Origin of the sequence: Pseudomonas sp. S36 (assembly GCF_016647875.1) — a bacterium.
In the GTDB taxonomy this organism is placed as follows: Bacteria; Pseudomonadota; Gammaproteobacteria; order Pseudomonadales; family Pseudomonadaceae; genus Aquipseudomonas; species Aquipseudomonas parafulva.
This window is the reverse complement of the sequence record NZ_JACVVG010000006.1, coordinates 16701-39089: the sequence shown is the minus strand read 5'-3', so window position 1 is coordinate 39089 and position 22389 is coordinate 16701. Positions and strand designations below refer to the sequence as shown.

At 60.7% G+C, this 22389-nt stretch carries 29 protein-coding genes and 2 pseudogenes; 15 read left to right on the top strand and 16 right to left on the bottom strand.

Annotated elements, in window-relative coordinates; translation table 11 throughout:
* Positions 1-27: 27 nt before the first annotated feature.
* The gene (yghU, locus tag IAE36_RS04890; protein WP_201210687.1) at positions 28-867 is read right to left on the bottom strand and encodes a glutathione-dependent disulfide-bond oxidoreductase; all 840 of its coding nucleotides are present in this window, start codon (positions 865-867) and stop codon (positions 28-30) included.
* A gap of 194 nt (positions 868-1061) precedes the next feature.
* Between yghU and IAE36_RS04885 the strand changes: the two genes are divergently transcribed.
* Positions 1062-2102, top strand: coding sequence for an alpha/beta hydrolase family protein (locus tag IAE36_RS04885; RefSeq protein WP_201210685.1), 1041 nt, complete (start codon positions 1062-1064; stop codon positions 2100-2102).
* Here IAE36_RS04885 and IAE36_RS04880 read toward each other — a convergent pair.
* A complete protein-coding gene (locus IAE36_RS04880) occupies positions 2084-3670 on the bottom strand; it encodes an ABC-F family ATPase (protein ID WP_201210683.1) in 1587 nt (528 codons plus the stop codon). The genes IAE36_RS04885 and IAE36_RS04880 overlap by 19 nt on opposite strands.
* A gap of 32 nt (positions 3671-3702) precedes the next feature.
* Positions 3703-4052, bottom strand: a pseudogene (locus IAE36_RS23905) (integrase).
* A 60-nt stretch (positions 4053-4112) separates the two neighbouring features.
* Between IAE36_RS23905 and IAE36_RS04870 the strand changes: the two are divergent.
* Positions 4113-4205 (top strand): annotated as a pseudogene (locus tag IAE36_RS04870) (AAA family ATPase); the annotation flags it as partial.
* Positions 4206-4326: 121 nt separating this feature from the next.
* On the opposite strand, the gene IAE36_RS04865 reads toward IAE36_RS04870, so the two are convergent.
* Complete coding sequence (locus IAE36_RS04865; protein WP_201210681.1) at positions 4327-5034, bottom strand: SDR family NAD(P)-dependent oxidoreductase; 708 nt, start codon at positions 5032-5034, stop codon at positions 4327-4329.
* A 150-nt stretch (positions 5035-5184) separates the two neighbouring features.
* On the opposite strand from IAE36_RS04865, the gene IAE36_RS04860 reads away from it, so the two are divergent.
* Entirely contained in the window at positions 5185-5697 is a 513-nt protein-coding gene (locus IAE36_RS04860) for a GrpB family protein (RefSeq protein WP_201210679.1), read from the top strand.
* An 86-nt stretch (positions 5698-5783) separates the two neighbouring features.
* On the opposite strand, the gene IAE36_RS04855 is transcribed toward IAE36_RS04860, so the two are convergent.
* Entirely contained in the window at positions 5784-6104 is a 321-nt protein-coding gene (locus IAE36_RS04855; protein WP_060483654.1) for a YceK/YidQ family lipoprotein, read from the bottom strand.
* A gap of 155 nt (positions 6105-6259) precedes the next feature.
* On the opposite strand from IAE36_RS04855, the gene IAE36_RS04850 reads away from it, so the two are divergent.
* From IAE36_RS04850 to umuC, 3 genes are all read left to right on the top strand, one after another.
* Entirely contained in the window at positions 6260-7252 is a 993-nt protein-coding gene (locus IAE36_RS04850; protein ID WP_201210677.1) for a sensor histidine kinase, read from the top strand.
* Positions 7253-7359: 107 nt separating this feature from the next.
* Positions 7360-7788, top strand: coding sequence for a LexA family protein (locus IAE36_RS04845; RefSeq protein WP_201210668.1), 429 nt, complete (start codon positions 7360-7362; stop codon positions 7786-7788).
* Positions 7778-9052 carry a translesion error-prone DNA polymerase V subunit UmuC gene (gene umuC, locus IAE36_RS04840; RefSeq protein WP_201210666.1) on the top strand — a complete coding sequence of 425 codons (1275 nt, stop codon included), beginning with the start codon at positions 7778-7780 and terminating at the stop codon, positions 9050-9052. Before IAE36_RS04845 ends, umuC begins: the two co-directional genes overlap by 11 nt.
* A gap of 495 nt (positions 9053-9547) precedes the next feature.
* Here umuC and IAE36_RS04835 read toward each other — a convergent pair whose 3' ends face one another.
* A complete protein-coding gene (locus IAE36_RS04835) occupies positions 9548-9805 on the bottom strand; it encodes a hypothetical protein (RefSeq protein WP_201210658.1) in 258 nt (85 codons plus the stop codon).
* A gap of 240 nt (positions 9806-10045) precedes the next feature.
* Here IAE36_RS04835 and IAE36_RS04830 point away from each other — a divergent pair, with 240 nt between their 5' ends.
* The 5 genes from IAE36_RS04830 (at position 10046) to IAE36_RS04810 (ending at position 12498) form a co-directional block, all read left to right on the top strand.
* Positions 10046-10309: a hypothetical protein gene (locus IAE36_RS04830; protein ID WP_060481956.1), complete on the top strand. Its 264-nt coding sequence runs from the start codon at positions 10046-10048 to the stop codon at positions 10307-10309.
* A gap of 127 nt (positions 10310-10436) precedes the next feature.
* A complete protein-coding gene (locus IAE36_RS04825) occupies positions 10437-10970 on the top strand; it encodes a ClbS/DfsB family four-helix bundle protein (RefSeq protein ID WP_201210656.1) in 534 nt (177 codons plus the stop codon).
* Between the two features lie 89 nt (positions 10971-11059).
* Positions 11060-11368 carry a hypothetical protein gene (locus IAE36_RS04820; protein ID WP_201163527.1) on the top strand — a complete coding sequence of 103 codons (309 nt, stop codon included), beginning with the start codon at positions 11060-11062 and terminating at the stop codon, positions 11366-11368.
* Positions 11369-11415: 47 nt separating this feature from the next.
* Positions 11416-12156, top strand: a complete 741-nt coding sequence (locus IAE36_RS04815) for a helix-turn-helix transcriptional regulator (RefSeq protein ID WP_201210654.1) — start codon at positions 11416-11418, stop codon at positions 12154-12156.
* 18 nt (positions 12157-12174) lie between these two features.
* The gene (locus IAE36_RS04810) at positions 12175-12498 is read left to right on the top strand and encodes a hypothetical protein (protein ID WP_201210652.1); all 324 of its coding nucleotides are present in this window, start codon (positions 12175-12177) and stop codon (positions 12496-12498) included.
* A 43-nt stretch (positions 12499-12541) separates the two neighbouring features.
* On the opposite strand, the gene IAE36_RS04805 is transcribed toward IAE36_RS04810, so the two are convergent.
* Entirely contained in the window at positions 12542-12769 is a 228-nt protein-coding gene (locus IAE36_RS04805; protein ID WP_201163483.1) for a hypothetical protein, read from the bottom strand.
* A 116-nt stretch (positions 12770-12885) separates the two neighbouring features.
* The gene (locus IAE36_RS04800) at positions 12886-13089 is read right to left on the bottom strand and encodes a hypothetical protein (RefSeq protein ID WP_201210650.1); all 204 of its coding nucleotides are present in this window, start codon (positions 13087-13089) and stop codon (positions 12886-12888) included.
* A 150-nt stretch (positions 13090-13239) separates the two neighbouring features.
* Here IAE36_RS04800 and IAE36_RS04795 point away from each other — a divergent pair, with 150 nt between their 5' ends.
* Entirely contained in the window at positions 13240-13599 is a 360-nt protein-coding gene (locus tag IAE36_RS04795) for a hypothetical protein (RefSeq protein ID WP_442967441.1), read from the top strand.
* Positions 13600-13720: 121 nt separating this feature from the next.
* Here IAE36_RS04795 and IAE36_RS04790 read toward each other — a convergent pair whose 3' ends face one another.
* Positions 13721-13888 carry a hypothetical protein gene (locus IAE36_RS04790; RefSeq protein WP_177331169.1) on the bottom strand — a complete coding sequence of 56 codons (168 nt, stop codon included), beginning with the start codon at positions 13886-13888 and terminating at the stop codon, positions 13721-13723.
* 183 nt (positions 13889-14071) lie between these two features.
* On the opposite strand from IAE36_RS04790, the gene IAE36_RS04785 reads away from it, so the two are divergent.
* The gene (locus IAE36_RS04785) at positions 14072-14572 is read left to right on the top strand and encodes a methylated-DNA--[protein]-cysteine S-methyltransferase (protein ID WP_201210641.1); all 501 of its coding nucleotides are present in this window, start codon (positions 14072-14074) and stop codon (positions 14570-14572) included.
* Between the two features lie 3 nt (positions 14573-14575).
* Here the strand turns inward: IAE36_RS04785 and IAE36_RS04780 are convergent, their stop codons facing one another.
* Positions 14576-14818, bottom strand: a complete 243-nt coding sequence (locus IAE36_RS04780) for a hypothetical protein (protein WP_201210639.1) — start codon at positions 14816-14818, stop codon at positions 14576-14578.
* Positions 14815-15555: a carbon-nitrogen hydrolase family protein gene (locus tag IAE36_RS04775; protein WP_201210637.1), complete on the bottom strand. Its 741-nt coding sequence runs from the start codon at positions 15553-15555 to the stop codon at positions 14815-14817. Before IAE36_RS04775 ends, IAE36_RS04780 begins: the two co-directional genes overlap by 4 nt.
* A 129-nt stretch (positions 15556-15684) precedes the next feature.
* On the opposite strand from IAE36_RS04775, the gene IAE36_RS04770 reads away from it, so the two are divergent.
* A complete protein-coding gene (locus IAE36_RS04770; protein WP_201210935.1) occupies positions 15685-16410 on the top strand; it encodes a metallophosphoesterase in 726 nt (241 codons plus the stop codon).
* Here the strand turns inward: IAE36_RS04770 and IAE36_RS04765 are convergent.
* Both IAE36_RS04765 and IAE36_RS04760 read right to left on the bottom strand, forming a co-directional pair.
* Positions 16358-16972 carry a LysE family translocator gene (locus IAE36_RS04765; protein WP_201210635.1) on the bottom strand — a complete coding sequence of 205 codons (615 nt, stop codon included), beginning with the start codon at positions 16970-16972 and terminating at the stop codon, positions 16358-16360. The genes IAE36_RS04770 and IAE36_RS04765 overlap by 53 nt on opposite strands.
* An 83-nt stretch (positions 16973-17055) precedes the next feature.
* On the bottom strand, positions 17056-17865 hold the full coding sequence (locus IAE36_RS04760; RefSeq protein ID WP_201210633.1) for an AraC family transcriptional regulator: 810 nt from the start codon (positions 17863-17865) through the stop codon (positions 17056-17058).
* Between the two features lie 130 nt (positions 17866-17995).
* Here IAE36_RS04760 and IAE36_RS04755 point away from each other — a divergent pair, with 130 nt between their 5' ends.
* Positions 17996-18619, top strand: coding sequence for a LysE family translocator (locus IAE36_RS04755; protein ID WP_201163477.1), 624 nt, complete (start codon positions 17996-17998; stop codon positions 18617-18619).
* Here IAE36_RS04755 and IAE36_RS04750 read toward each other — a convergent pair.
* The 3 genes from IAE36_RS04750 to hbdH form a co-directional block, all read right to left on the bottom strand.
* Positions 18616-21114, bottom strand: coding sequence for an autotransporter family protein (locus IAE36_RS04750; RefSeq protein WP_201210625.1), 2499 nt, complete (start codon positions 21112-21114; stop codon positions 18616-18618). The genes IAE36_RS04755 and IAE36_RS04750 overlap by 4 nt on opposite strands.
* A 121-nt stretch (positions 21115-21235) precedes the next feature.
* Entirely contained in the window at positions 21236-21511 is a 276-nt protein-coding gene (locus tag IAE36_RS04745; protein WP_028634112.1) for a peptidylprolyl isomerase, read from the bottom strand.
* 59 nt (positions 21512-21570) lie between these two features.
* Positions 21571-22341, bottom strand: coding sequence for a 3-hydroxybutyrate dehydrogenase (gene hbdH / locus IAE36_RS04740; RefSeq protein WP_201210623.1), 771 nt, complete (start codon positions 22339-22341; stop codon positions 21571-21573).
* Between the last annotated feature and the right edge of the window lie 48 nt (positions 22342-22389).

The window sequence follows — 22389 nt, the reverse complement described above, 5'->3', positions numbered from 1 at the left end:
CCTTATCACGGGCAGTGGTTGCGTAAATCAGTCCAGATCGCTGGCCGAATGGCGTTCAGCAACCTGGCTGTCTTCATCACCCCAAGTACGGTTTACCCGTGTACCACGTTGTACTGCCGGCCGCTCGGCAATCTCCTTGGCCCAGCGCAATACATGGGGGTATTCGTCTACCGCCAGAAACTCCGCTGCGTTGTACACGGTGCCCAGTACCAACTGCCCATACCAGGACCACACGGCAATGTCGGCGATGCTGTACTGCTCGCTGCCCAGGTAGCGGCTTTCGCCCAGGCGGCGATTCAATACGTCCAGCTGGCGTTTGGCCTCCATGGTAAAGCGATTGATGGCATATTCGATCTTTTCCGGGGCGTACACGTAGAAGTGGCCAAAGCCGCCACCCAGGTAGGGCGCTGCGCCCATCTGCCAGAACAGCCAATTGAGGGTTTCGGTACGTTCTGCCGGTGCCTGTGGCAGCAGCGCGCCAAATTTTTCGGCCAGGTACAGCAAAATCGACCCTGACTCGAACACCCGCACCGGGGGCTCAACGCTTTGGTCGAGCAAGGCGGGGATCTTGGAGTTGGGGTTGACCTGTACGAAACCGCTCGAGAACTGATCGCCCTCACCAATGCGGATCAACCAGGCGTCGTACTCGGCACCTTCGTGGCCAAGGGCAAGTAACTCTTCCAGCGCAATCGTGACCTTCACCCCGTTGGGCGTGGCCAGCGAGTAAAGCTGCAGCGGTTGCTTGCCGACAGGCAGTTCCTTTTCGTGGGTGGGGCCTGCAACGGGGCGGTTGATGCTGGCGAACTGGCCGCCGGATGCTGCTTCGTTGCGCCAGACCTTGGGCGGTACGTAGGCGTGTTTGCTCATGGGCGACTCTCCTTCAAGGGCGCGTGACGATAACTTCAGGTTGACCTGCATGTATGCCACGGGTTCGATGGCCGGCACAAATGCAACCTGCCGCTGCAACCTTGCACCGTCATTTTTTCATCGAGTTTTCACCTGCAGCAGGCCACGGCAGGGCTATGCTGGAGCAGGTAAGGCGCACGTGGAGCTGGCGGCCGATGACTCTCACTCGCTGCTTGATGGCACTGGCATTGCTCGGTGGGCTTCTCGCCCGTGCCGAGGCTAGCCCTTGGGTAGCCGGGTTGCACCACATGACACTCGCTGACCCTGTGGATGCTCGCCCCATGCAGGCCTTGGCTTTCTACCCCGCGACGGGTCAGGCGCACGCAAGCCGCCTGGATGGCTACCCGCTGGACGTTGCAGACGAAGCACCGGTTGCCTTGGGTCGGTTTCCACTGTTGGTACTTTCCCACGGCAACACCGGCAGCCCATTGGCCCTGCATTACCTGGCCACGTCGCTGGCACGGCAGGGTTTCGTCGTGGTTGCGGTCGTGCACCCTGGCGACAACGCGCGCGACCATAGCCGTTTGGGCACGCTGAGCAATCTGTACGGCCGGCCTCTGCAAATCAGCGCCGCCATCACCGCTGCGCGTGATGATGCCTTGCTGGGGCCGTATCTGAATGAAGGGAAGGTAGGCGTGATCGGCTATTCGGCCGGCGGTGAGACCGCGTTGATCCTGTCGGGTGCTCGCCCCGATCTGGACCGCCTTCGGCAATACTGCCTGGAACGCCCCAACGATGCCGATGCGTGCAAGACCCATGGGGTATTGATTGCTGACCGAAGCGAGTTGACCCCACAAGCCGATGCGCGGGTGGGGGCGGTGATGCTCATGGCACCGCTTAGCCTGCTGTTTGGCCGCCATGCCCTGGCCGATGTGCACGTGCCCGCATTGATCTACAGTGGTGACAGCGATCAGCTGGTGGCTGTTGACCGCAACGCAGAAGCCTTGGCCCGCAAGCTGCCGGACTCACCTGACTATCGACTGCTGGCAGGCGCCGGCCATTTCGTGTTCATGGCCCACTGCGATGCAGAGCAGTCTGCCCGCATGCCGGCGCTGTGCAAGGATGCCGACGGCGTAGACCGTCGGCATATCCACCATTCGCTGCAACGTGACACGGCCGTGTTCTTTGGCCAGGCGCTGGGCGTGCCGGAGCCCGCCGAGCGCTCAGCCGCAGTGCATCAACCCAGTACGCCCTGACTGCGCAGGTAATCGTCGTAGGTACCGCTGAAATCCACCACGCCGTCGGCAGACAATTCGATGATGCGGGTAGCCAGGGAGGACACGAACTCCCGGTCGTGGCTGACGAACAGCAGGGTGCCCGGGTAGTTTTCCAGCGCCAGGTTCAGTGCCTCGATTGATTCCATGTCCAGGTGGTTGGTCGGCTCGTCCATCACCAGCACGTTCGGTTTCTGCAAGATCAGCTTGCCGAACAGCATGCGGCCCTGCTCACCCCCGGAGATGACCTTGACCGATTTCAGGATTTCATCGTTCGAGAACAGCATGCGGCCCAAGGTGCCCCGGATGACCTGCTCGCCGGACGTCCACTGGCCCATCCAGTCGAACAGGCTCATGTCCTCTTCGAAGTCGTGGGCGTGGTCCTGGGCGTAGTAGCCAACCTCGGCGCTGTCGGTCCACTTCACTTCGCCTTTGTCTGGCGTCATTTCACCGACCAGTGTGCGCAGCAGGGTGGTCTTGCCAATGCCGTTGGGGCCGATGATGGCAACACGCTCGCCGGCTTCGATGGTGAAGCCCAGGTCCTTGAACAGCACCTTGTCGTCGAATGCTTTGCCCATCTTCTCGACGGTCACGGCCTGGCGGTGCAGCTTTTTGGTCTGCTCGAAACGAATGAACGGGCTGACACGGCTGGACGGCTTGACCTCGGCCAGCTGGATCTTGTCGATCTGCTTGGCACGCGAGGTGGCCTGCTTGGCTTTGGAGGCGTTGGCAGAGAAGCGGCTGACGAAGGTCTGCAGCTCGGCAATCTGGGCTTTTTTCTTGGCGTTGTCCGACAGCAACTGCTCGCGCGCCTGGGTGGCTGCGGTCATGTATTCGTCGTAGTTGCCCGGGAACAGGCGCAACTCGCCGTAATCCAGGTCAGCCATGTGGGTGCACACGCTGTTCAGGAAGTGACGGTCGTGGGAAATGATCACCATGGTGCTGTTACGCGCGGTGAGCACGGTTTCAAGCCAGCGGATGGTGTTGATGTCCAGGTGGTTGGTCGGCTCGTCGAGCAGCAGCACGTCCGGGTCCGAGAACAGTGCCTGCGCCAGCAGCACGCGCAGCTTCCAGCCAGGTGCCACTTCGCTCATGGGGCCGAAATGCTGCTCCAGGGGGATGCCCAGGCCCAGCAGCAGCTCACCGGCGCGGGATTCGGCGGTGTAGCCGTCCATTTCGGCAAACTCGGTTTCCAGCTCCGCGACGGCCATGCCGTCCGCTTCGGACATTTCTGGCAATGAGTAGATGCGGTCGCGTTCGGCTTTCACTTTCCACAGTTGGCTGTGGCCCATGATGACCGTGTCGATCACGGTAAATTCTTCGTAGGCGAACTGGTCCTGGCGCAGCTTACCCAGGCGCGTGTTCGGTTCAAGCATGACCTGCCCACCGGAAGGCTCCAAGTCGCCACCAAGGATCTTCATGAAGGTCGACTTGCCACAACCGTTGGCGCCAATCAGGCCATAGCGGTTGCCATTGTTGAATTTTACCGAAACGTTTTCGAACAGCGGCTTGGAGCCGAACTGCATGGTGATGTTAGCTGTGGAGATCAAGTGCTTGTCCTGCGGGGGTTCCAGAGGTGTATTTAGGCCTTCGTGTCAGTTTTGGGCCAATTTTGGGCCAATCGCCACGGGGCGGCAGCTTCTCCAGCTCCCTCCAGTCCGAGGAGGAGCTGATCCATTTCGCGTAGGTAGAAAGCAACATCTCAACGCTGTGACCAGGCCGGTTCGCTATGAACGCAGGGTCCATCCCAGACATCAGGCACATCGTTGCGTAGGTGTGGCGGGTGTCGTACTGACGGCGTTCACGGATGTTCAGCGCCTCGAGCGCTGATTTGAAGTGGCGGATTGTAACACTTGGCTCGTTGATCCACAGCCCACCTTTGCTCAGTTGGAACACAAACGGGCTTGCCGGGTGGGCAGATTTGGATGCCATGGGTTGAAGAGACGCCATCCACTGGGCTTGGTTTGTGACGCTCGGCGCGCGATACAGATAATGCTCATCGTATTCAGCGGCCTTCCAGGAACCGGAAAAACCACTATTGCCAAAGGGCTGGTCGATACGATGGGCGCGTTCTACCTGCGGATCTATGCGGCATGGTGTGATTGCGTAACGCTTACCAGCTACCGACCCGGGCGCGATGTCCACCCTTCAAACTTTTCAGGAACGGGTGCCATGGGTGGTGCAGGTTGCAGGTCGACGTGCTCAGCTAGGGCAACAACCGCAAAAGCCAGGCAATTAAACCCCAGCGCCGGGTAACGTAGACCCGCTTGGCCTGCCTGGCAATCGCCCGGTAGATGCATTGCGCCGCCTCGTCTGGGCTCGCGACCCAGAAGGGCTTATCGGCCTTCATCAACGCGGTGTCTACAAACCCCGGGCATGCTTCAGTAACGACGATATTCAGCTGGCGACGATGGGCCAAGTCACGTAGGCCGTCCAGATACATCGCCACGAAAGCCTTGGACGCACAGTACGATGCCGCCTCGCCACTGGCCCGAAATTTCGCAATGGACGAGATCCCCAGCAAGTGTCCGCGACCCTGGTCTACGAACAACTCAAACGCGGCTTGGGCAATCGCAGCAAAACCTACAACGTTCACCGTTAGCGTGTGATGCTCTTGCGTCCAGTCCAAGTGATGATTCACATCACCGGTAGCGGAACCGATCACGACTAGATCCACTCGCCCTAGTTGTCCTGCCATTCGTGCGAATGCTTGTCGACACTCCTCTACGTTGTTCAAGTCGACACTGCACGTCAGTGAAGGCGTCGGCAGTTGACTGGCTAAATCCTGCAATTTATCAAGACGCCGTGCTGCAAGGCCCAAGCGCCAACCTTTCGCGGCCAGTTGGCGGGCGAGGGCTTTACCTATTCCTGATGATGCGCCAACGATGATTGCGCTACGTCCGGGCTGATCCATATGCCGTTGGTCCTGAAAATCCGCAAGCCTACTCTAAAAAACAGCCAGGCAGGTTCAACATATCCCCTAGGCTACGGGGATCAGCTTGATAGGAGGCTTGCATCCCATGGAATAATCCAATGGACGACACTTCACCAAAAAGGATTTTCCATGGCACTGACCAGCAAGATCATGCCCTACAGCCTTTCCTGGCCAGCCCAATATCTGAAAGACGAGCCACTCATTGCTTCGGCTTTCTACGACGAGCTGATCGCTATCCACCACGTTGGCAGTACAGCTGTGCCGGGATTAGCCGCCAAACCGGAAATCGACGTCCTCATCGAGGTAGACGAGCATCGTAACGTGCTTACACGGGACGAAATATTGTTGGGTTTGGGATACGTGCGGGGCAGTGACCTCTCGGAGGGCCACCATTTCTACAGGCGTAACGTGAAGGGTGTTCGTACGCACAAACTCCACGTCTGTGAGCAGGGTCACGTTTCGATCGCCCACATGCTCGGTTTCAGAGACCTGCTCAAACGTAACGTTGTCATTCGGCAGCACTATCAGGCGCTGAAGCTAGAGCTGGAGGCGAGCAACACAGGCGGGATGGCCGAATACCTGGCGCGAAAGGGGCCCTTCATCATCGCGACGATGCTAGAGGCCGGCATTTGTGCTGCATAAGCGGAGTCGATATCCCGGTCTGTCGGTTGTTGCAATGGACAGTCCCGTATTCTTCATCCCAGCTTATCGAAGCCCACAACTAGGCCTTAGTACGCCAACCGTCTAACCGGCGTGCTCCCCCAGCGAAGCTGCTGGTAACCGGTGTACGGAAGCAAGAGCGTGTCCGCCAAGGCCGATAACCCCATGTCCACGAACACCGTATCTGCCGACCAGTGAGGGCCCGACCGTTCGGGGCTGTTCAGGTTGCAGAACTGGTAAGCAACGCCGCTATAGGCTTGGGGAATCGACCGGCATTCCGATCCCCACTTCGCCAGGTTGTCCACCGCTTTGGACTTGTCGGATACCGTCGCGACCGTGCCACACCCGCTCAGCACTACTGCCAGTGCGCACCCCATCCATGGTTTCATGGCATTCCCCTTTTGAAAACGCGCCGTCGATGATGGCCGAATCATAGCGCACTCATGCCGGAGTGGTCCCGTGCAGCGCTCAACGCGCTATTGTGAACGCCTTGGCATTCCTCTAGCCTGCCGGTAAACAGGGCAGGCTCGCAGCGGTGGATCAATTGCAACTTGATGATGACGGTAACAACGCTGCCGAACGTGCTGTACAAAATGCCATGCTCAACGCCACCCCCGACTGCGTGAAAATACTGGCACCTGACGGCACCTTGCTGGCAATGAACAGGGCAGGGTGCGCTGCACTGGGAATACCGGCTGAACAGGTTAAAGGCCTACCGTGGGTTCCCTTGTTGCCAGTGCCCGTGCAGCCATCCGCCCAAGCGTCCTTGCAGGCGGCATTGGCCGGGCAGGTAGCCAGGTTTTCTGGCCTTAGCGCCTCTGCACAGCGGGTGTTCCACTGGGACAACCTGCTTACGCCTGTAACCGATCTGCAGGGGCAGGTGGTGTCGGTTCACTGCGTTTCCAGGGACGTCACTGAGCAGACCTTGCTGCGCAAAGAACTGGACATGGCCCTTGAGCGGGAACAGCTGTTGTCCCGCGAGATGCTTCACCGCATCCAGAACTTGCTGTCGGTGGTGCAGGCTGTGGTATCCATGGCGGACCGCGAGGCCAGGGCGACGGCGGCCACCGACAGTGTCGCCAGCATCGTCAATGCCAAGCTGGGCGCGCTGTCCCGGGCTTACGGCGTAATACTCGACAACCCTGACGGGGCCGCGGTCGACCTGGCGCTTTTGGCAGGCTCGGTGTTGAGCCCTTATGTAGCCCAATGCCGAATCAGCGGGCCCGGGCACCCGTTGCCCGCGCGCTTGCGCAACACACTTGCGCTGTGTATCCACGAACTCGCCACTAACTCCATCAAGTATGGCGCCTTGGGGGCCATGGAGGGCTTAGTACATTTCCAGTGGTCGATACACGAGCAGGTGCTGCAAGTGGACTGGTGCGAATCAGGGGGCCCGGAGGTGTCAGCAGACAGCGGCGAGGCTGGCTTCGGCACGACGATGATCGAGCGGCTGGCGAGGGCCGCGGGTGGTGAGGTCACCTGGAACTGGCGCCGTGAGGGGCTTGTTGCGCACCTGAAACTGCCGCTCGCAGGTTAACGCCATCAGCGCAACCTCGTCCGTCTGAAATCCGCTTATCCAGATTGACCAGGCTACCAATGCGAGATTTACTGTATATGCATACAGTTCGTATTGGACCTCTTTCCATGAGCATCACTTTTCTGGGTTGGCCGCTCGGTAGCACTGGCTCACTCCCGCTCTACTCATTCCATGTTCCCGCCGGTTTTCCATCCCCTGCGGCAGATCATATGGAGGGGCACATTTCCCTCGATGAGCTGTTCGATATCCGCGCCCCTCATGTGTATCTGGTGAGGGTGGAAGGGGACAGCATGCAAGGGGCGGGTATCTATTCGGGCGATATCGTTATCGTGGACCGTGGGCGTGAGCCGGAGCACGGCGATATCGTCATTGCCGCCCTGAACAGCGAGCCGGTGTGCAAGCGCCTTCATCGCCGTGACGGCGTGGTGATGCTCAAGTCCGAGAACCGTAACTACCCGCCACGTCATGTCGGGGAAGGGGACGATATGGTGGTCTGGGGCGTAGTGCGCTACAGCGTTCGCGACCATGCGCAGTGAGCCTATATTCGCACTGATCGATTGCAACGCATTCTATGCGAGTTGCGAACGGGTATTCAGGCCAGACCTGGCCAGGACGCCGATCGTGGTACTGAGCAACAACGACGGCTGTGTGATCGCCAGGTCATACGACGCCAAGCCTTACGTGAAAATGGGTGAGCCGTACTTTCAGGCGCGGGAAAAGCTTCGTCGGCATGGCGTTGTCGCGTTCAGCAGCAACTATGCCTTGTACGGGGACATGAGCGAGCGTGTGATGACGCTGATCGAGGGCATGGTGCCGACGTTGGAGGTTTACAGCATCGACGAGTGCTTTGCCGACCTGTCAGGTATTCAGCAAGGCCTCACGCAGTTCGGTAACAGCCTGCGTACTCGCGTGTTGCAATGCACCGGCATCCCTGTAGGTGTAGGCATCGCCGGTACCAAGACGCTTGCCAAGCTGGCCAATCACATGGCCAAGAGGCTGTTGAGCCAGACGGACGGTGTGATCGATATCACCGACCCGGTCAAGCGTGACTGGGTGCTGCGTAACTCCAAGGCCAGTGATGTGTGGGGTATCGGCCGCAAGATGACCGCCCACCTGGAGGCCATGGGCATCTACACGGCAATGGACCTTGCCAGGGCCGACGCCCGTACCCTGCGGCAGAAGTTCAGTGTGGTGGTGGAAAAGACCGCCCGTGAACTGGGGGGCACACCGTGCCTGGAACTGGAGGATGTGGAGATGGCCAAGCATGAGATCTGCAGCAGCCGTATGTTTGGTGAACGCTTGAGCGACCTGCCGTCGATCAAGCAGGCAGTGGCCACTTATGTGGGGCGCGCTGCGCAAAAGTTGCGGGCACAGGGCTCGCTGTGCAAGCGCATGCGCGTGAGCATCCGCACCGGCATGTTCAACCCCAATGAAGCGCATCACGCCCAGGGCGCGCTGGTTGAACTGCCATACCCTACCTGTGACACCTTGTTGATGACGCGGCTGGCCAGCCAGGCGGTCGAGCGGGTGTTCAGGCCCGGGTTTCGTTACAGCAAGGCCGAGGTACTGCTGATGGACCTGCGAGCCCCTGGCGACTTTTCAGGTGACCTGTTCGCGGCGCGGCAGCCGCCGACCCGTGACCGAGCGATGCAGGTGATGGATGACATCAATCAGCGGTGGGGCAGGGGAACGCTGCGGGTTGCCAGTGTGCCGCTGGTACCTGCCTGGGGTATGAAAAGAGAAATGATGAGCCAGTCTTACACGACACGTATCGATCAGCTGTGGACCATCAGAGGCTGAACTGGCCTACCCCGTAATGAACGCGAAGATTTGGCGAACTGCCGGGCTGCCAGGGTGCCCAATGCTCATCAACCCAAGGAGAGCGACATGACCGAGCCAAAACGTGACCAGCAGGACAACCAGGTGCCTGCCCACTCGACCGAAGAAGAGAAGGCACGCCTGAAAGACAAGAACAAGGACGGTATCCCACCCGGCGCCGAGTGAAGGCTGAAGTGTTTCAGCACTGTTTCCCCCGATCATGGGTGAACTTCTTCACACGGCAGTTGCTCTGATCTTCGCACCGCGTGCCCAGCGCGGGGTGAAAGAATATCGACCCTTGCCAGCAGGTTCAGTTACATGTTTTCGGAAGACTTTTACGGGGTTTACCTGGTCGTCGAAGCGGTGTTGGTGTTTACCGTGCTGGCGATCGCCGTGCACTGGAATCAGGGCGCTTGAAAAAGGGGCGGAACTGGCCCGCCCATAGTGCTTGCGGCCCACGTGGCCGTGGGCGCGTCGTTAGCCTCTGATAACTTCAAGACGGGCGCGGCCCGCCTCGGTGATCGCATTCTCACCTTCGTCACTGATACGGTAGCGCCCTGACGGCATTTTGCTTATCGAGAACCGCACCAGTCCGCTACGCGACAGGGCTTCGCCCGCCTCAAAACTCATGGCGCACTCCAAATCGAATAACTTGATTTCACCGATTTTGTAGCGAGAAAACGCTATCAGGGCGAGGTCTAGCGCCTCTTGATTGACGGTTTGAACATGTTCCATTTGACTTCCTAGTTCGTGAGAGGCCCGGTCCGTGGGCATATGCAACGGACCGAGACAGTTCGTCGAATGGCCAACGCTACTATGCCGGCGTGGGGCGGGGTACTGGCATTGCATCCACACTGGATGCAAACCCAGCGCCGAACCGTGCGTTAAACTATTTTCACACCGTGGTTTACCTGCACGCCATCATCTATGTTTGGGGTGTGGGAACCTCCACACTCTTTTGAAGGAAGCGCTGAAATGCTCAAGAAAACGGTTGCCGCTGTTGCCATTGCTTTCGCCGCCGTCATGACGATGTCCGCCGCGCAAGCAGAAGGGGATGTAGCGAAAGGTGTTCGCCACGATGTCCGTGAAGTGGATAAGGGCGCCGATCACGCGGGTAAGGAAATCAGCAAAGGTGTTAAGCATGATGGCAAGGAAATTGATAAAGGCGCCAGCCACCTGAACAAGGAACGCCACAAGGCGGGCAAGCATATTGATAAAGAGGTCAAGAAAGACCTCTGATCCGGTAGAAGGCGCTGCGGCGTTTTGCGGGCAAGTCCGCTCCCACACGAATGTCGGGGCGTCGGCTTGCCCGCTATTACTGTAGGCAGCAATTTAAAACGCCCGATGCTCAGTGGAGAGGCGTGACGTGGCGATACCGCAAAACAAGCAGCAACTCATCGAGGCCATTCGCCTCAATTATTCGCGTTTGGAGGCAGACCTGGCAGACATCCCCATTGCGCGCACACGTGAAGCGTCTCTGGCGGGGCATGCGCAGGGCACCTCAATGAGTCTCTCGGACCTGCTCGCCTATTTGGTAGGTTGGAGTCGGCTGGTGATCAAATGGTGCAACGCCAAAGCCAGGGGGCTGCCTGTCGACTTTCCAGAAACGGGGTATAAGTGGAATGAGTTGGGTCGCCTCGCACAACGATTTTATGCGCAGGGCGCAGGCCTTACCTTTATCCAGTTACGTGAGCAACTGGCAGGTGTAAACGCCGAGATTTTGGCCTTGCTTGAACAGGAAACCGACGACTCTCTGTACGGCCACCCTTGGTACGAGCGGTACAGCAAAGGGCGGATGATCCAGTTGAATACGGCGTCCCCTTACGCCAATGCGCGTAAACGCGTGCGTCAGTGGAAGAAAGCGCTGGGCGCCGAACCGACCTCCCTGCGGGTGCGCTGATCAGGTTTTGCATTTGCCCTGCGCGCCCGCAATAATCGGCCCTTTAAACGGAGGTGGTTGTTGTGCAGGCACGAAGCGTTGTAGCCGAAATGTTCATCGGGATACCGACGCACTTCTGGGTGTTGCCCGTTGCCGGCCTGGTCGCGTTTTATGGGCTCAAGTGGTCCGGTAAAGCGGCGGGGCGTGCCAAGTTCATACAGGTCATCACGTACGCGCTCCTGATTGCGTTGGCCGTGGCCCCCAATGGCATTTATGCGCTCCTGCCGCCAGCGCCCGGGCCAGAGCAGCTTATGAATCAGCAGCCACTGCCCAACTATGCAGGGCGCTTTTACCTGGACGCGTTCTATGTCTTCGGCGGCTGGGCCTTGAGCAAAGTCGTGAAGCTCAGGTTTCGCTGAGGATGGCGCGTTGGCTGGAGTCAACCCTATGACTGCGAGCCACCAGGGTGCGTAAAGCTGACCGTCTGTTTCAGCTTGTGAACCTGATCAGGGTGCATCAGCCTATTTCCGCAGAGCGTCTTGCAGAGCGCATGGGTGTTTCAGTGCGTTCCGTTTACCGATATGTAGACGATGTATCTGTTTCGGGCATCCCGATCTATGGCACGCCAGGTATTGGCTATGCGTTGGATGCCGATTTTGAGATGCCCCCGTTGACCCTGAATCGCCTGGAAGTGGATGCCTTGATGCTGGGGATGGAAATGCTCGCCTGCACGGCTGACCCAGCCATGGCGCAAGCAGCGAGCATGCTCCTGAGTAAGGTGGGGGCAACGTTGACCCAGCACAAGATGGACTCAGCAGATGCCAAGGTGCGGGCACTGGGCGGTATGGCATTGAAAACACGCGCACACTTGGCCGATTTGCGCACAGCCTCGGAACAGCAGCGCCCGGTGCAGATCGTGTACACGAGCTTGCACGGCCTCGTCTCGCAGCGAAACATCTACCCGCTGGGGCTGTTTTATTGGGGAGGAAAATGGACAGTTGGCAGTTGGTGCTGCAGCAAAGCGGCTTATCGTGATTTCCGGGTGGACTGCATCGAATCGGTTTCGCTGGCCTATCAGCCAGCAGCGCTTCCCGCTGGCATCGGGCTCAAGGCTTACATGCAGTTCCAGGCAAAACAGTGGAAAGCCAAAACACTCACTGACAGTACGCTGTCAGTAGGCATGGCGGACACTGTGCCTTCTCCATAACCGAGAAGGACCCAAGCCATGTACTATCCGGACGCTGTACTGGAAGTCGCCATTTTCACCGTCAAAGCGGAGTTCGAGTCGCAGATGCCCGCGTTGCGCGCGGGACTGAGGGAAGTACTGAAAGCGTTCCCTGGGCTGATCCAGTACGGGGCGTATTGCCCAATCAGTGATGACCGTGTATCTGCTGATCTGGCAGTATGGGACAGCCTGGAGAGTGCACGGCGCGTAGCGGATGCGTTCAACGCCGGCGATATGCGATTTGCCCCCTATATGCAGGCCATTGAGCAATTAACGTTCATGAGTCATTTCGCACTAGAGCCGCAAGAGGGGCGGAGGGACTGACGGCAATAGCAAGTCCGGCCCCATTATTTGCCGGCCCTACCTCTCAAGCGCTGTTAGGCAACGCATCGGCCGCCTCGAGTTTGGCCGCAAGGGTGCGAAGTTCATCCACTACGTGGCTAATCGACGCAATATGTGCGTTTACATCGAGGTGCTCTTGCGCACTGCCACGGGCCTGCATGAACCTGGCGTGCCCATTCATGGCCTGCCGCAGCCCATCCAGATGGTCTGCGGTTCTGACCAGGTCCGCTTTGATGCTGTGAAGCGTTTCCATAGGGCAAGGCACTCCATTGATAGTGGCTTCAGCGGTACCCAGAGCATCGCTGGTGTACCGCCTGGAGTGCAACTATTTTGTGCTTTGCCGGCTATGGGTAAGGAGGGGCGAATGGCTCAGTTGTCCGGTGCCTGTACGTTCAGCACCGACCCTTTGTCATCCGTTGCCAGTATCCCGCCAGGCGTATCCCCGTGGGCGCTGATTTCAGCCAGGGGCATCTCTGCGTGTCGGAAGATTTGATGACCTTGCTCCCCCACCCTGAGGGTGACGAGTTTTCCGTTTTGATAAAAAAACAATGTGCTGCTGTCCTGTTTAGGCATGGTGCGAACTCCCAGTCGGGTGTGGATCAGTACGGGTGGTCAATGCCACTGTCGCAGCCCTGTGAGTACCGTGCTACTGGTAAAACTGTCAGTTGTCGGCGTATACCCCTGCTTTGGTTTGATTAGCCACCTTCAGTACCACTGGGTAGAATGCAGCAAACTTCAAGGGGCCTCCTGTATATGCCTATCTTTCGTAACACGTTCTTCGGGGCGTTAGCCATAACCTTGGCGGGGTGTGCAACGCCTGGTAAACCTACGGCGAGCAAATTGACCGGCAAATCCCCGCAGCAGTATGCCGCCTGTGTCATGCCCAAATGGCAGGCCCTGATGCCAAACGCTACGCAGAAATCCATCCCTCATGGCGTGCGCATGACGGCGCCGAGCGCTGTTGCCACCGATGATGTGCTTGAGGTGATAGAGTCGGGCGACGGTAGCCGGGCGACGTTTTACAAAGGCAGTTTCTTGTCTGGAGACAAACTTCGGCAGGCGGCCAGAGAGTGCCTGGACTGATGCGGTGTTAGCGTGGCCTCAGGGCAATAAGATCACACCAACTTGTAGCGGAAGTAGGTAGGGGGGAAAGGCGGTCCTTCGCCGCGTGCTTGGCCGTCAATCTGCTGGCAGGTTCCGGACTTCATTGCAACAGTGCCGGCTTGCGGGCCTTGCGCCGGACTACATTGCACACCCAGCGTTTACCGCAGCGATAGGGCGCTCGGATGAACGTCAGGTCCGAGATCAGGCGCGCACCCTGGGCCTTGAGCGCTTGGGCGAGCTCCGCCAGTGTCTTGGCTTCAATGGTCATGATTCACCTCGTCATATTGGCTACGTTCATAATTGTTGACAGGGTGGTAATCAAAGTAATTCAGTTCAATTGGGGTTAGTCGGTTGGTGATAGCAGCCATTCGGATAGCGACCGCAAGAATGTGCGCGTTAGCTGGCCGACACAGGCGTACATTGGCCTTGTACCCGCTTCAGGAGCCCAGGAATGACCAGCGTTTTTACACACATGCATTCGCCCGTCGGCAAGTTGATGCTGTTGTCCCGTAATCAGCGGCTGGCCGCTGTGCTGTGGGAAGAAGAACGCGAAAACCGTGTGCGCCTGGGGCCCTTGGTCCAGCAGGATGACTGCCCTGTACTGATTGATACAGCGCGTCAGCTGGGCGAGTATTTCAGCGGCCAACGCCAGCGATTCGAGCTGCCACTGGACTTCGCCGGCACCGATTTCCAGCGCCGGGTGTGGAGCGCGCTGCTGACCATCCCTTTCGGTGAAACCCGCAGTTACAGCGAGATTGCGCGGCAGATCGGCAGCCCCAGCGCGGTGCGTGCAGTAGGAGCTGCCAATGGCCGCAACCCGATTTCGATTATCGCCCCCTGCCATCGGGTAATTGGGGCGTCGGGGGACCTCACCGGGTTTGCCGGCGGCCTGCCGGCCAAGCAGTTTCTGCTGGCGCTGGAGGGCCGCCAAAGCCTGGCACTTGACCTGTGAGTGTCAAGCCAGCCAATGCACCACCAGGCAGGCCAGTGCCGCTAGCGGCGTGCCAGCAATGAGGGTGTAGTGCTTTTGAGCCTGGCGCATGCGCACGTGCACTGCACGCAGGTATTCGCCGGGGGGCGGCGCGTCGGGGCGGTGACGCAGCCCTTCGGCAATGTCCGCCAGCTGGCCGCTCAACAGCAGCCCGACCACGTAGTAAGTCAGGGCATAGCTCAACAGGGCCAGAAACCCGTAGATCATGCAGACGTGTCCATGGCAAATACCGACGCGCTGGCGGCGTCAGTGTCCAGTAGAAGCAGCCCTTCACGCTGCTCATCAAGGTGCGCCAGCAGGCGCCCGTCGCTGCCCCATGCTGCAGAGCCACCTGCGCCGATGAAGGTGTCGGCAGGGCCAACGCAATTGGCCATCAGTACGGTCATCCCCAGCTCCTGAGCCACTTGAGGGTAATGGGTGTAGCCCTCGCGTATACCCTTGGCGGTTTTGGCGACACTGACCAGATACAGGTCGGCGCCCTGGTCATGAGCGGCTGCGGCATGGGCCATGAACATCGACTCGAAGCAGATCGCAGGGGCAACACTGTGCCCGGCTATGCGCAGCAACAGGCCCTCGTCGCCAGGGCAGAAATAGGGCAGTTCATCATCGTGCAGGCGGCGTTTGGCATAAGCCTGGCGCGGTGCACAAGGGCTGAAGATGGGCATGCCGATGCGGATGCCATTGGGCGTGGGCAGCGGCAAACCCACTGCCACCGTGACGCCCAGCCTGTCGCAGGCGGCCTGCAACGGGTCAAGGCGGGTCGAGGACAGCGGCAGGGCAGCCTGCCGCGCCAGGGTCGGCTGGTAACCTGTGAGCGACAGTTCAGGGAATACGACGAGTTCGGCGCCCACGTTCGCCGCCTGTTCGATACAGGCCACATGGCGCTGGACGTTGCCCGGCACATCACCTTTGAGCGACGCAAGTTGAACGGCGCACAGCAGCATCGACAGCCCTTCCCTGGTGCAGGTTGAAAGGCCGAGCATACTACCGGCACGCACGTTGTGCCATGCTGAGCAGAGGAGAGCGCACGTGAACCACGTTACCCATTTATTGCATGCTCAGAGGGCCGGATGATGGGGCGTTTCGAACGCATGGCTGCCAACCCCCTTGGCCGGGACCTGGCAGTGGGTGATATCCATGGCCACTTCGACCGCCTGCAACTGAGCCTGGACGCAGTGGGGTTCAACCCGCAGCAGGACCGCCTGTTTAGTGTAGGCGACCTGGTAGACCGCGGCCCGCACAGTCAGGCGGTGCTGCAATGGCTGGCGCAACCGTGGTTTCACGCGGTGCAGGGCAACCATGAGGCGCTGGCGATCACCCTTGTGCGTGGAGGGCGGCTGGACCTGGCCATGTACCACGCCGCAGGCGGGGCATGGTTCATAGGGTTGCCCCGCAACGAACAACTGCGGTTCGTCGAGCAGTTCGAGCAATTGCCTATCGCCCTGGAAGTCGAGATGGCTGCAGGGCCCGTTGGGCTCCTGCATGCGGACTGCCCATTCGACGACTGGGGTGTCTTGCGCACGTGGCTGGAGCTGGATGACGACCCCGACGTGCGGGAGGTGTGCCAATGGTCGCGACGGCGGCTGAAGGCAGGTGACACACGGCCTGTGAACGGTTTGCGGGGGCTGCTGGTCGGCCATACGCCAGTACCGCAGGTGAAGCAGCTGGGCAATGTCTGGCACCTGGATACCGGGGGCTGGGCCAATGGCCATTTCAGCCTCCTGGACATGCACACCTTCGAGGTGGTCAGCCCCGCGCCACATGCACCAGCAGCCCTGTGGCCACCGCCATCAACATGATGCCAGAGGCCCGCTCCAACCATGGCAGGCTGCGCCCAAAGCGCCGCAGCAACCGTGGGTTGCCTATTGCCACCGCTACCAACAGGTCCCACAGCAGCACCACGCTGAACATCCACAGCGCGTAGGCGGCCTTCCAACCCACACTGGTGCCCGCCACCAGGCTGGCCAGGCTGGCATAGAACAGTGCGTTTTTAGGGTTGAGAATACCGGACAACCCACCCATCAGCAGGCTGCGCCACCAGCCGTGGCCGGCACTGCGGCCCGCCACAGCGCCCAGAGGCGTGCTGCCCGCGTGCCGCAGGAACAACACGCCGATGTACATCAGGTACGCAGCACCGACCAGTTGCAGGGCATCGAACAGCAGGGTGCCCTCGCGCAACACGGAAACGCCGGTGAATGCCAGCACTATGAACGCACCATTGGCCAGTGCGATGCCCAGGCACGCACCTGTGGCCACGCGCCAGCCGCTGTTGATGGAGGTGCGTGCTACCAGGAAAAAGTCCGGGCCGGGGGACAACAAGGCCAAAAAATGGGCCAGGGCAATGATCACGAACGCTTGCATGGGGCAGTGGACTCGACGTTGAAAGCCGCAGTCTGCCCCTCGCTGCACTGCGCGTATTGAACAATATTGCAGCGTTGCGCTGCTCAGCCCTGGCGATACTGGCCCGGGGTAACGCCCACATGGGCCTTGAACACCCGCTGGAAATGGCTCTGGTCAGCGAAGCCCAGCTGGTAGGCCACCTGCGCGAGCGGGTGCCCCTCTCCCAGCAGTTGACGACCACGGTTAACCCGGGCGTTCAGCAAATAGGCATGGGGCGTGAAGCCGGTTGCCGCGCGGAACGCGCGAATCAGTTGGTAACGCCCCAGGTCTGCCTCCTGGGCCAGGGCGTCCAGGCTCAGGTGCGACGGCCCTTGTGCCTCAATCGTTGCCAGCAAGCGGTGAAGGGTTGGCGCCGCGAGGGAAGGGGCGGGGGTGAGCGGGGCGTACGCACGCACGTCGATATCACACAGAAAGGCAACCAAGGCCGCCTGTTTTTCGGCAGGTGTGGCCTGGGAAAACAGCAGCGTATTGAGCGCGGTGAACTGGCGGTACACCCCCGGCTCACGGCAGATACGTGCAGGCTCTGCGCTGCCGTACCCTGCAAGCCCCGCCTCCTCGCGCAAAGCGTCCAGCCACCCGGCGTCCACATGCAGCATCTGATAGCTCCACGCCTGCCCTGGGTCAGGGTTGCAGGCATGCACCCTGTGCGCCGGTACCACCACCAGCGTACCGGGCTCAAGGCGCTCCTGGCCTTTGGCTGCCCCTTCGAAACGGCTGTGGCCGACATCGACAGCCCCGATGGAGAAAGTAGGGTGGCTGTGGGGCTTGTAGCAGGCGCGGCTATGGCAGGCGCGGCGGCTTTCTACCTGCGGCAACGCCGGGTCGCGCCAGATGGCAGTGTGTGCACGGGGCATGGCGAAGTCCTCCTTTTGCGCAGCAGAGTAACAGTTGGCGCGCATCAGTACAGTTGTCGTTGCTGGCTGTACCTTGACCTGAAAGCGGGGAGTGCGGCGCAATACCGGCGAAACCCAGAGGACAACAATAATGGACCTTGCAAGCCTGCTGCTTTTCATCCCTGCCTGCTTTGCGCTGAACATGGCGCCGGGGCCGAACAACCTGCTGTCTCTGCACAATGCCAGCCGCTATGGGTTGCGCACCGCCTGTGTAGCCGGGGGCGGCCGCTTACTGGCGTTCAGCGCCATGATCGCGCTGGCTGCCATGGGCTTGGCCGTGGTACTGCATACCAGTGCGTACCTGTTCTGGGTAATCAAGGTGGCCGGGGCCGCTTACCTGTTCTACATCGCCTGGCAATTGTGGCGCGCGCCGGTCGGGCAGGTGGCAGAAGCGGCTGAGCTGCCGCGGGGGACCTGGCAGCTTGCTCGGCAGGAGTTTCTGGTGGCAGCCGGCAACCCCAAGGCCATCCTGATCTTCACCGCCTTCCTGCCGCAATTCGTGTCGGTGGGCAGCACCACCCCGGTGAGCGAACAGTTCCTGTGGCTGGGGGTGTTGTTTCTGCTTCTGGAGTGGGTGGCCATCGCACTGTACGCAGGCTTGGGCACCTACCTGCAGCGCTGGTTCGCCCAGCCGCGCCCACGCCGGCTGTTCAACCGGGTGAGTGCGTCACTGCTGGGGTGCGCCGGTATCGGGCTGCTGGCCGCCCGCCGCTAGAATTGCCAGCGCACACCCAGGTTCACGCCGCTGGCTTGTTGCTGGCGGCTGTCCAGGTTGCTGGTGTACTGCACGCCGCCGTGCAGGCTCAAGGCCTGGTTGATTTGCGCCACTACGCCGCCTTCTACCTGCACCGAGGTGTAGCGGTAATCGGTCTTGATCTTGTCGGTATCGTCGAAAACCAGAGTGTCGCGCCCCCCGTCGCCATGCCACAGGTTCACCTGGGCATAGGGTTGCAGCAGGCGCCCGCTGCTGCCCTTGAACGCACCTTCTAGGCGCAGGCCAACCCGCCCGGTCAACTCGACCTGGGCATCATGGCTGACACGCGCCACGCTATCGCTGGCCGTGTCGAGCTGTACCTTCTGCGCGATCAGCTGTGCCTGTGGCTCTAGGGTCCAGCGGTCAGAGAGGGCGATTGGGTAGCCGCTCTCAACCGAGCCTGTCCAGGCGTGGCCGTCGATATCCAGTGCGTCACCGCGATCCGAACGGGCCCGACCATCGAGCCGGGTGTACTGGACTACAGCGTCTACGTAACCGCCTTGCGGCCCTACCAGCGTCCAGTAGGCACCCACGCTGTCGCCGTCAAGCCTCAGGTCACCGACACGGCGGTCTTGCTGGGCCAGGGCGAAGCCTTTCACGTCTGCAGTCAACCGCGCGTGGCTCACGTACACGCCCACTTGCTGGCGGTAGCCACGCTCACTGACAGTGGCGTAAAGGTCTTGCCCTACCTTGAAGCCGTACAGGTCGCCATCCAGGCTTGGGTTGACCGTGCCGCTCCATTGCTGGCGCAGGGTGCCGCCATACGCCTGCCCCCAGGCGGCAGGCAGTGCCCCTTCGCCGCCCATCAGTTGCTGGTCGCCCTGACGTTGGTGGAAGGTGCCCAGCGCCTGGCGGGCGATGATGGCTGCGCCTCTGGGGGCAGCGGCATAAACCGGGACTTCAGGGCGGTAGAGTGGCAGGCTTTCAGTACCTTGAACCGGAGTAGGCAAGTCCGGCTGGCCGGGTGCAGGTGCCGCGACGGGAGGCGTAACGGGCGCCGCCACCGGGGGAGTGACGACCGGCGGTGTGCCGGGCTGCTCAGGCACCTCGGTGGGTGGGGAGGGCGGAGCGATAACAGGCGGTGCTACCAGCGCGGAGCGCAAGTACCAGCTGTTTTCGCTGCCGGCAGTTACCCCACCTCTGAACAACCGATAGTCGTAGGCGCCCGCCGAAAGCGTCTGGGTTTGCACGAAGGCGGTGGAGGTACTGGCAGTACCTTCGCGGGCCTCCACCACCTGAATGCCTTTTTGCGCGGTGGCCGCACCAGCACCGCCGAGGTTATTCACCAGCAATCGGGTCGAGCCATCGATGGCACCGCCGCTGACCACCAAGCGGTCAGAGGCGGCATTATCGCCGGCCAGCACACTGTTGATGCGCAGTACGCCATTCTCGCCGGTGTAGTTGCCCTGAATGGTAAGGCGGCCCAGAGCATCGCTGCCCTCGGTAAGGTTGAGCGTGCCGGCGTTGCTCACCGTCGCGCGCTGCCCTGGGCCAAACGCTGTGATCACTCCCTGCCGGGAGCTGAGGGTGCTGCTACTGTCGAGGTTAAGGCTGCCGGTGTTGCTGGTGGCATCACCCAGCACCAGCGTGTCATCCAGGTCGAGTGAACTGCTGTTGGTCAAGGCCACGCGTTCCCAATTCACGTAACTGGCCCCGCCCACGGCCTGGCTGCCATTGAACGTGAGGCTGTCGGTACCTTCGCCGCCGTCCAGCGTGATCACCAGTGCATCCGGCCCCAGCCCGGAAAGCAAGGCGGTGTCATCCCCAGGGCCTGTATCCACTTTGCCGCCGATGCGGCCGCCATCCCAGACGAAGCGGTCGTTGCCGGTGCTCAACAGCACGTCACCGCCCACTTCGCCACCATGGATCAACACCTGGTCGTCACCCCCGCTGACACTGATATTGCCGCCAATGGTGCCCTCGAAGATTTCGATGTAGTCCGTATCGAATGCGGTGATGACGTTCCGGTCGACGCTGCCGCCGCGCATGATGAAGGTGTTCTTGTCCAGGCGCATGTTCACGTTGCCGATGCGCCCAGCATCCATCTCGGCATAGTCGCCACTGTCGAAGGTGCCCTTGATCCAGCCACCGTTCATGTAGAAGGTGTCCAGGCCGTCGCCCTGGTTGAGGTTGCCTTCGATAACGCCGCCACTCATGACGAAATCATCGATGCCCGCACCTTGGTTGACGTTGCCGCCGATGCTGCCGGATGCCATGTCGATGCGGTCGCGCCCTGGGCCGAAGCTGACGTCACCGGTGATGGCGCCGGTACCACCTGCGGGCAGCACCAGGCTGTTGTCACCCTCGGTGTCCACCAGCGCGTCGGCCGTACCGCTGTCGCAGACGAAGCTGTCGTTGCCGGGGCCAGGGGTGAAGGCACATGCGGCGTGGGCGGCGGGAAGCGCCACACCCAGCAGAGGGAGTGAGCCAAGGGTGAGGATCAGGTGCAGGCGCATCGGCAAAGCCTCCAGAGATTGCCCGCGTGCCTTGACTACCGCGCAGGGTCAGGAGGTTTGTATACAAGCCGTCATCAGCGGCACAACTGGCAAAAATGCTAGGTGGCCAAATGCTATTGCCTTAGTCGCGGTAGAAGGTCTGCACCAGGTGGTAGCCGAACTTGCTCTTGATGGGCCCGTGCACCACCCGCAGCGGCTTCTTGAAAATGACCTGGTCAATGGCCCCGACCATTTGCCCGGGGCGAACCTCGCCAAGGTCGCCCCCGCGTTTGCCAGAAGGGCAGATCGAGCACTTCTTGGCGAGCACATCGAACGCTTCACCGTTGGCGATGCGCTGCTTGAGCTTCTCGGCTTCTTCAGCGGTCTTGACCAGGATGTGGCGAGCTTGGGCTTTCATGATGTACCTGTGCGTGCAGCAGCAAAAAGACGCATTATGCCCCACCGACCCGCCACCAGTCATTGGGCCAGCCAGCCCCCGTCCATGTTCCAGGCAGCGCCACGCACCTGGCTGCCGGCTTCGCTGCACAAAAACAGCACCAGCTCACCCAGGTGTTGCGGGGTAACGAAGGCCTGGGACGGTTGTTTTTCTGCCAGCAGTTCGCGTTGTGCCTGCTGGGTGTCGACGCCGGCAGCGGCACGGGCGTCGATCTGCTGCTGCACCAGGGGCGTCAACACGAAGCCTGGGCAGATGGCGTTGCAGGTCACGTTACTGGTGGCCGTCTCCAGGCCTACCACTTTGGTCAGGCCAACCACGCCATGCTTGGCCGCCACGTAGGCGGCCTTGCCGGTCGAGCCCACCAGGCCATGCACCGACGCGATATTGACGATGCGCCCCCAGTTGCGCTCGCGCATGCCTGGCAGCACCAGGCGCGTGCCGTGGAAAACTGCCGACAGGTTGAGGGCGATGATCTTGTCCCAGCTTTCCACCGGAAACTGCTCAACCGGGGCCACATGCTGGATGCCGGCATTGTTCACCAGGATGTCCACCGGGCCCAGTTGCCGTTCGGCAAAGGCCATCAGCGCTTCGATCTGCGCCACGTCAGCCAGGTCGGCCGGGTGATGGACGACATCGACGCCGTGCCGGGCAATGCTGGCGATGGCCGCTGTGGGCTCGCCAAAGCCGTTGAGCACGATATTCGCCCCGGCCCGAGCCAGCACGTGCGCAATACCCAGCCCGATACCACTGGTAGAGCCGGTGACCAATGCGGTTTTGCCTGTGAGTGGCATAGCAGACTCCTTGGCAGCACCTTGGGCGCTGCGTAAAAAAGACGACGG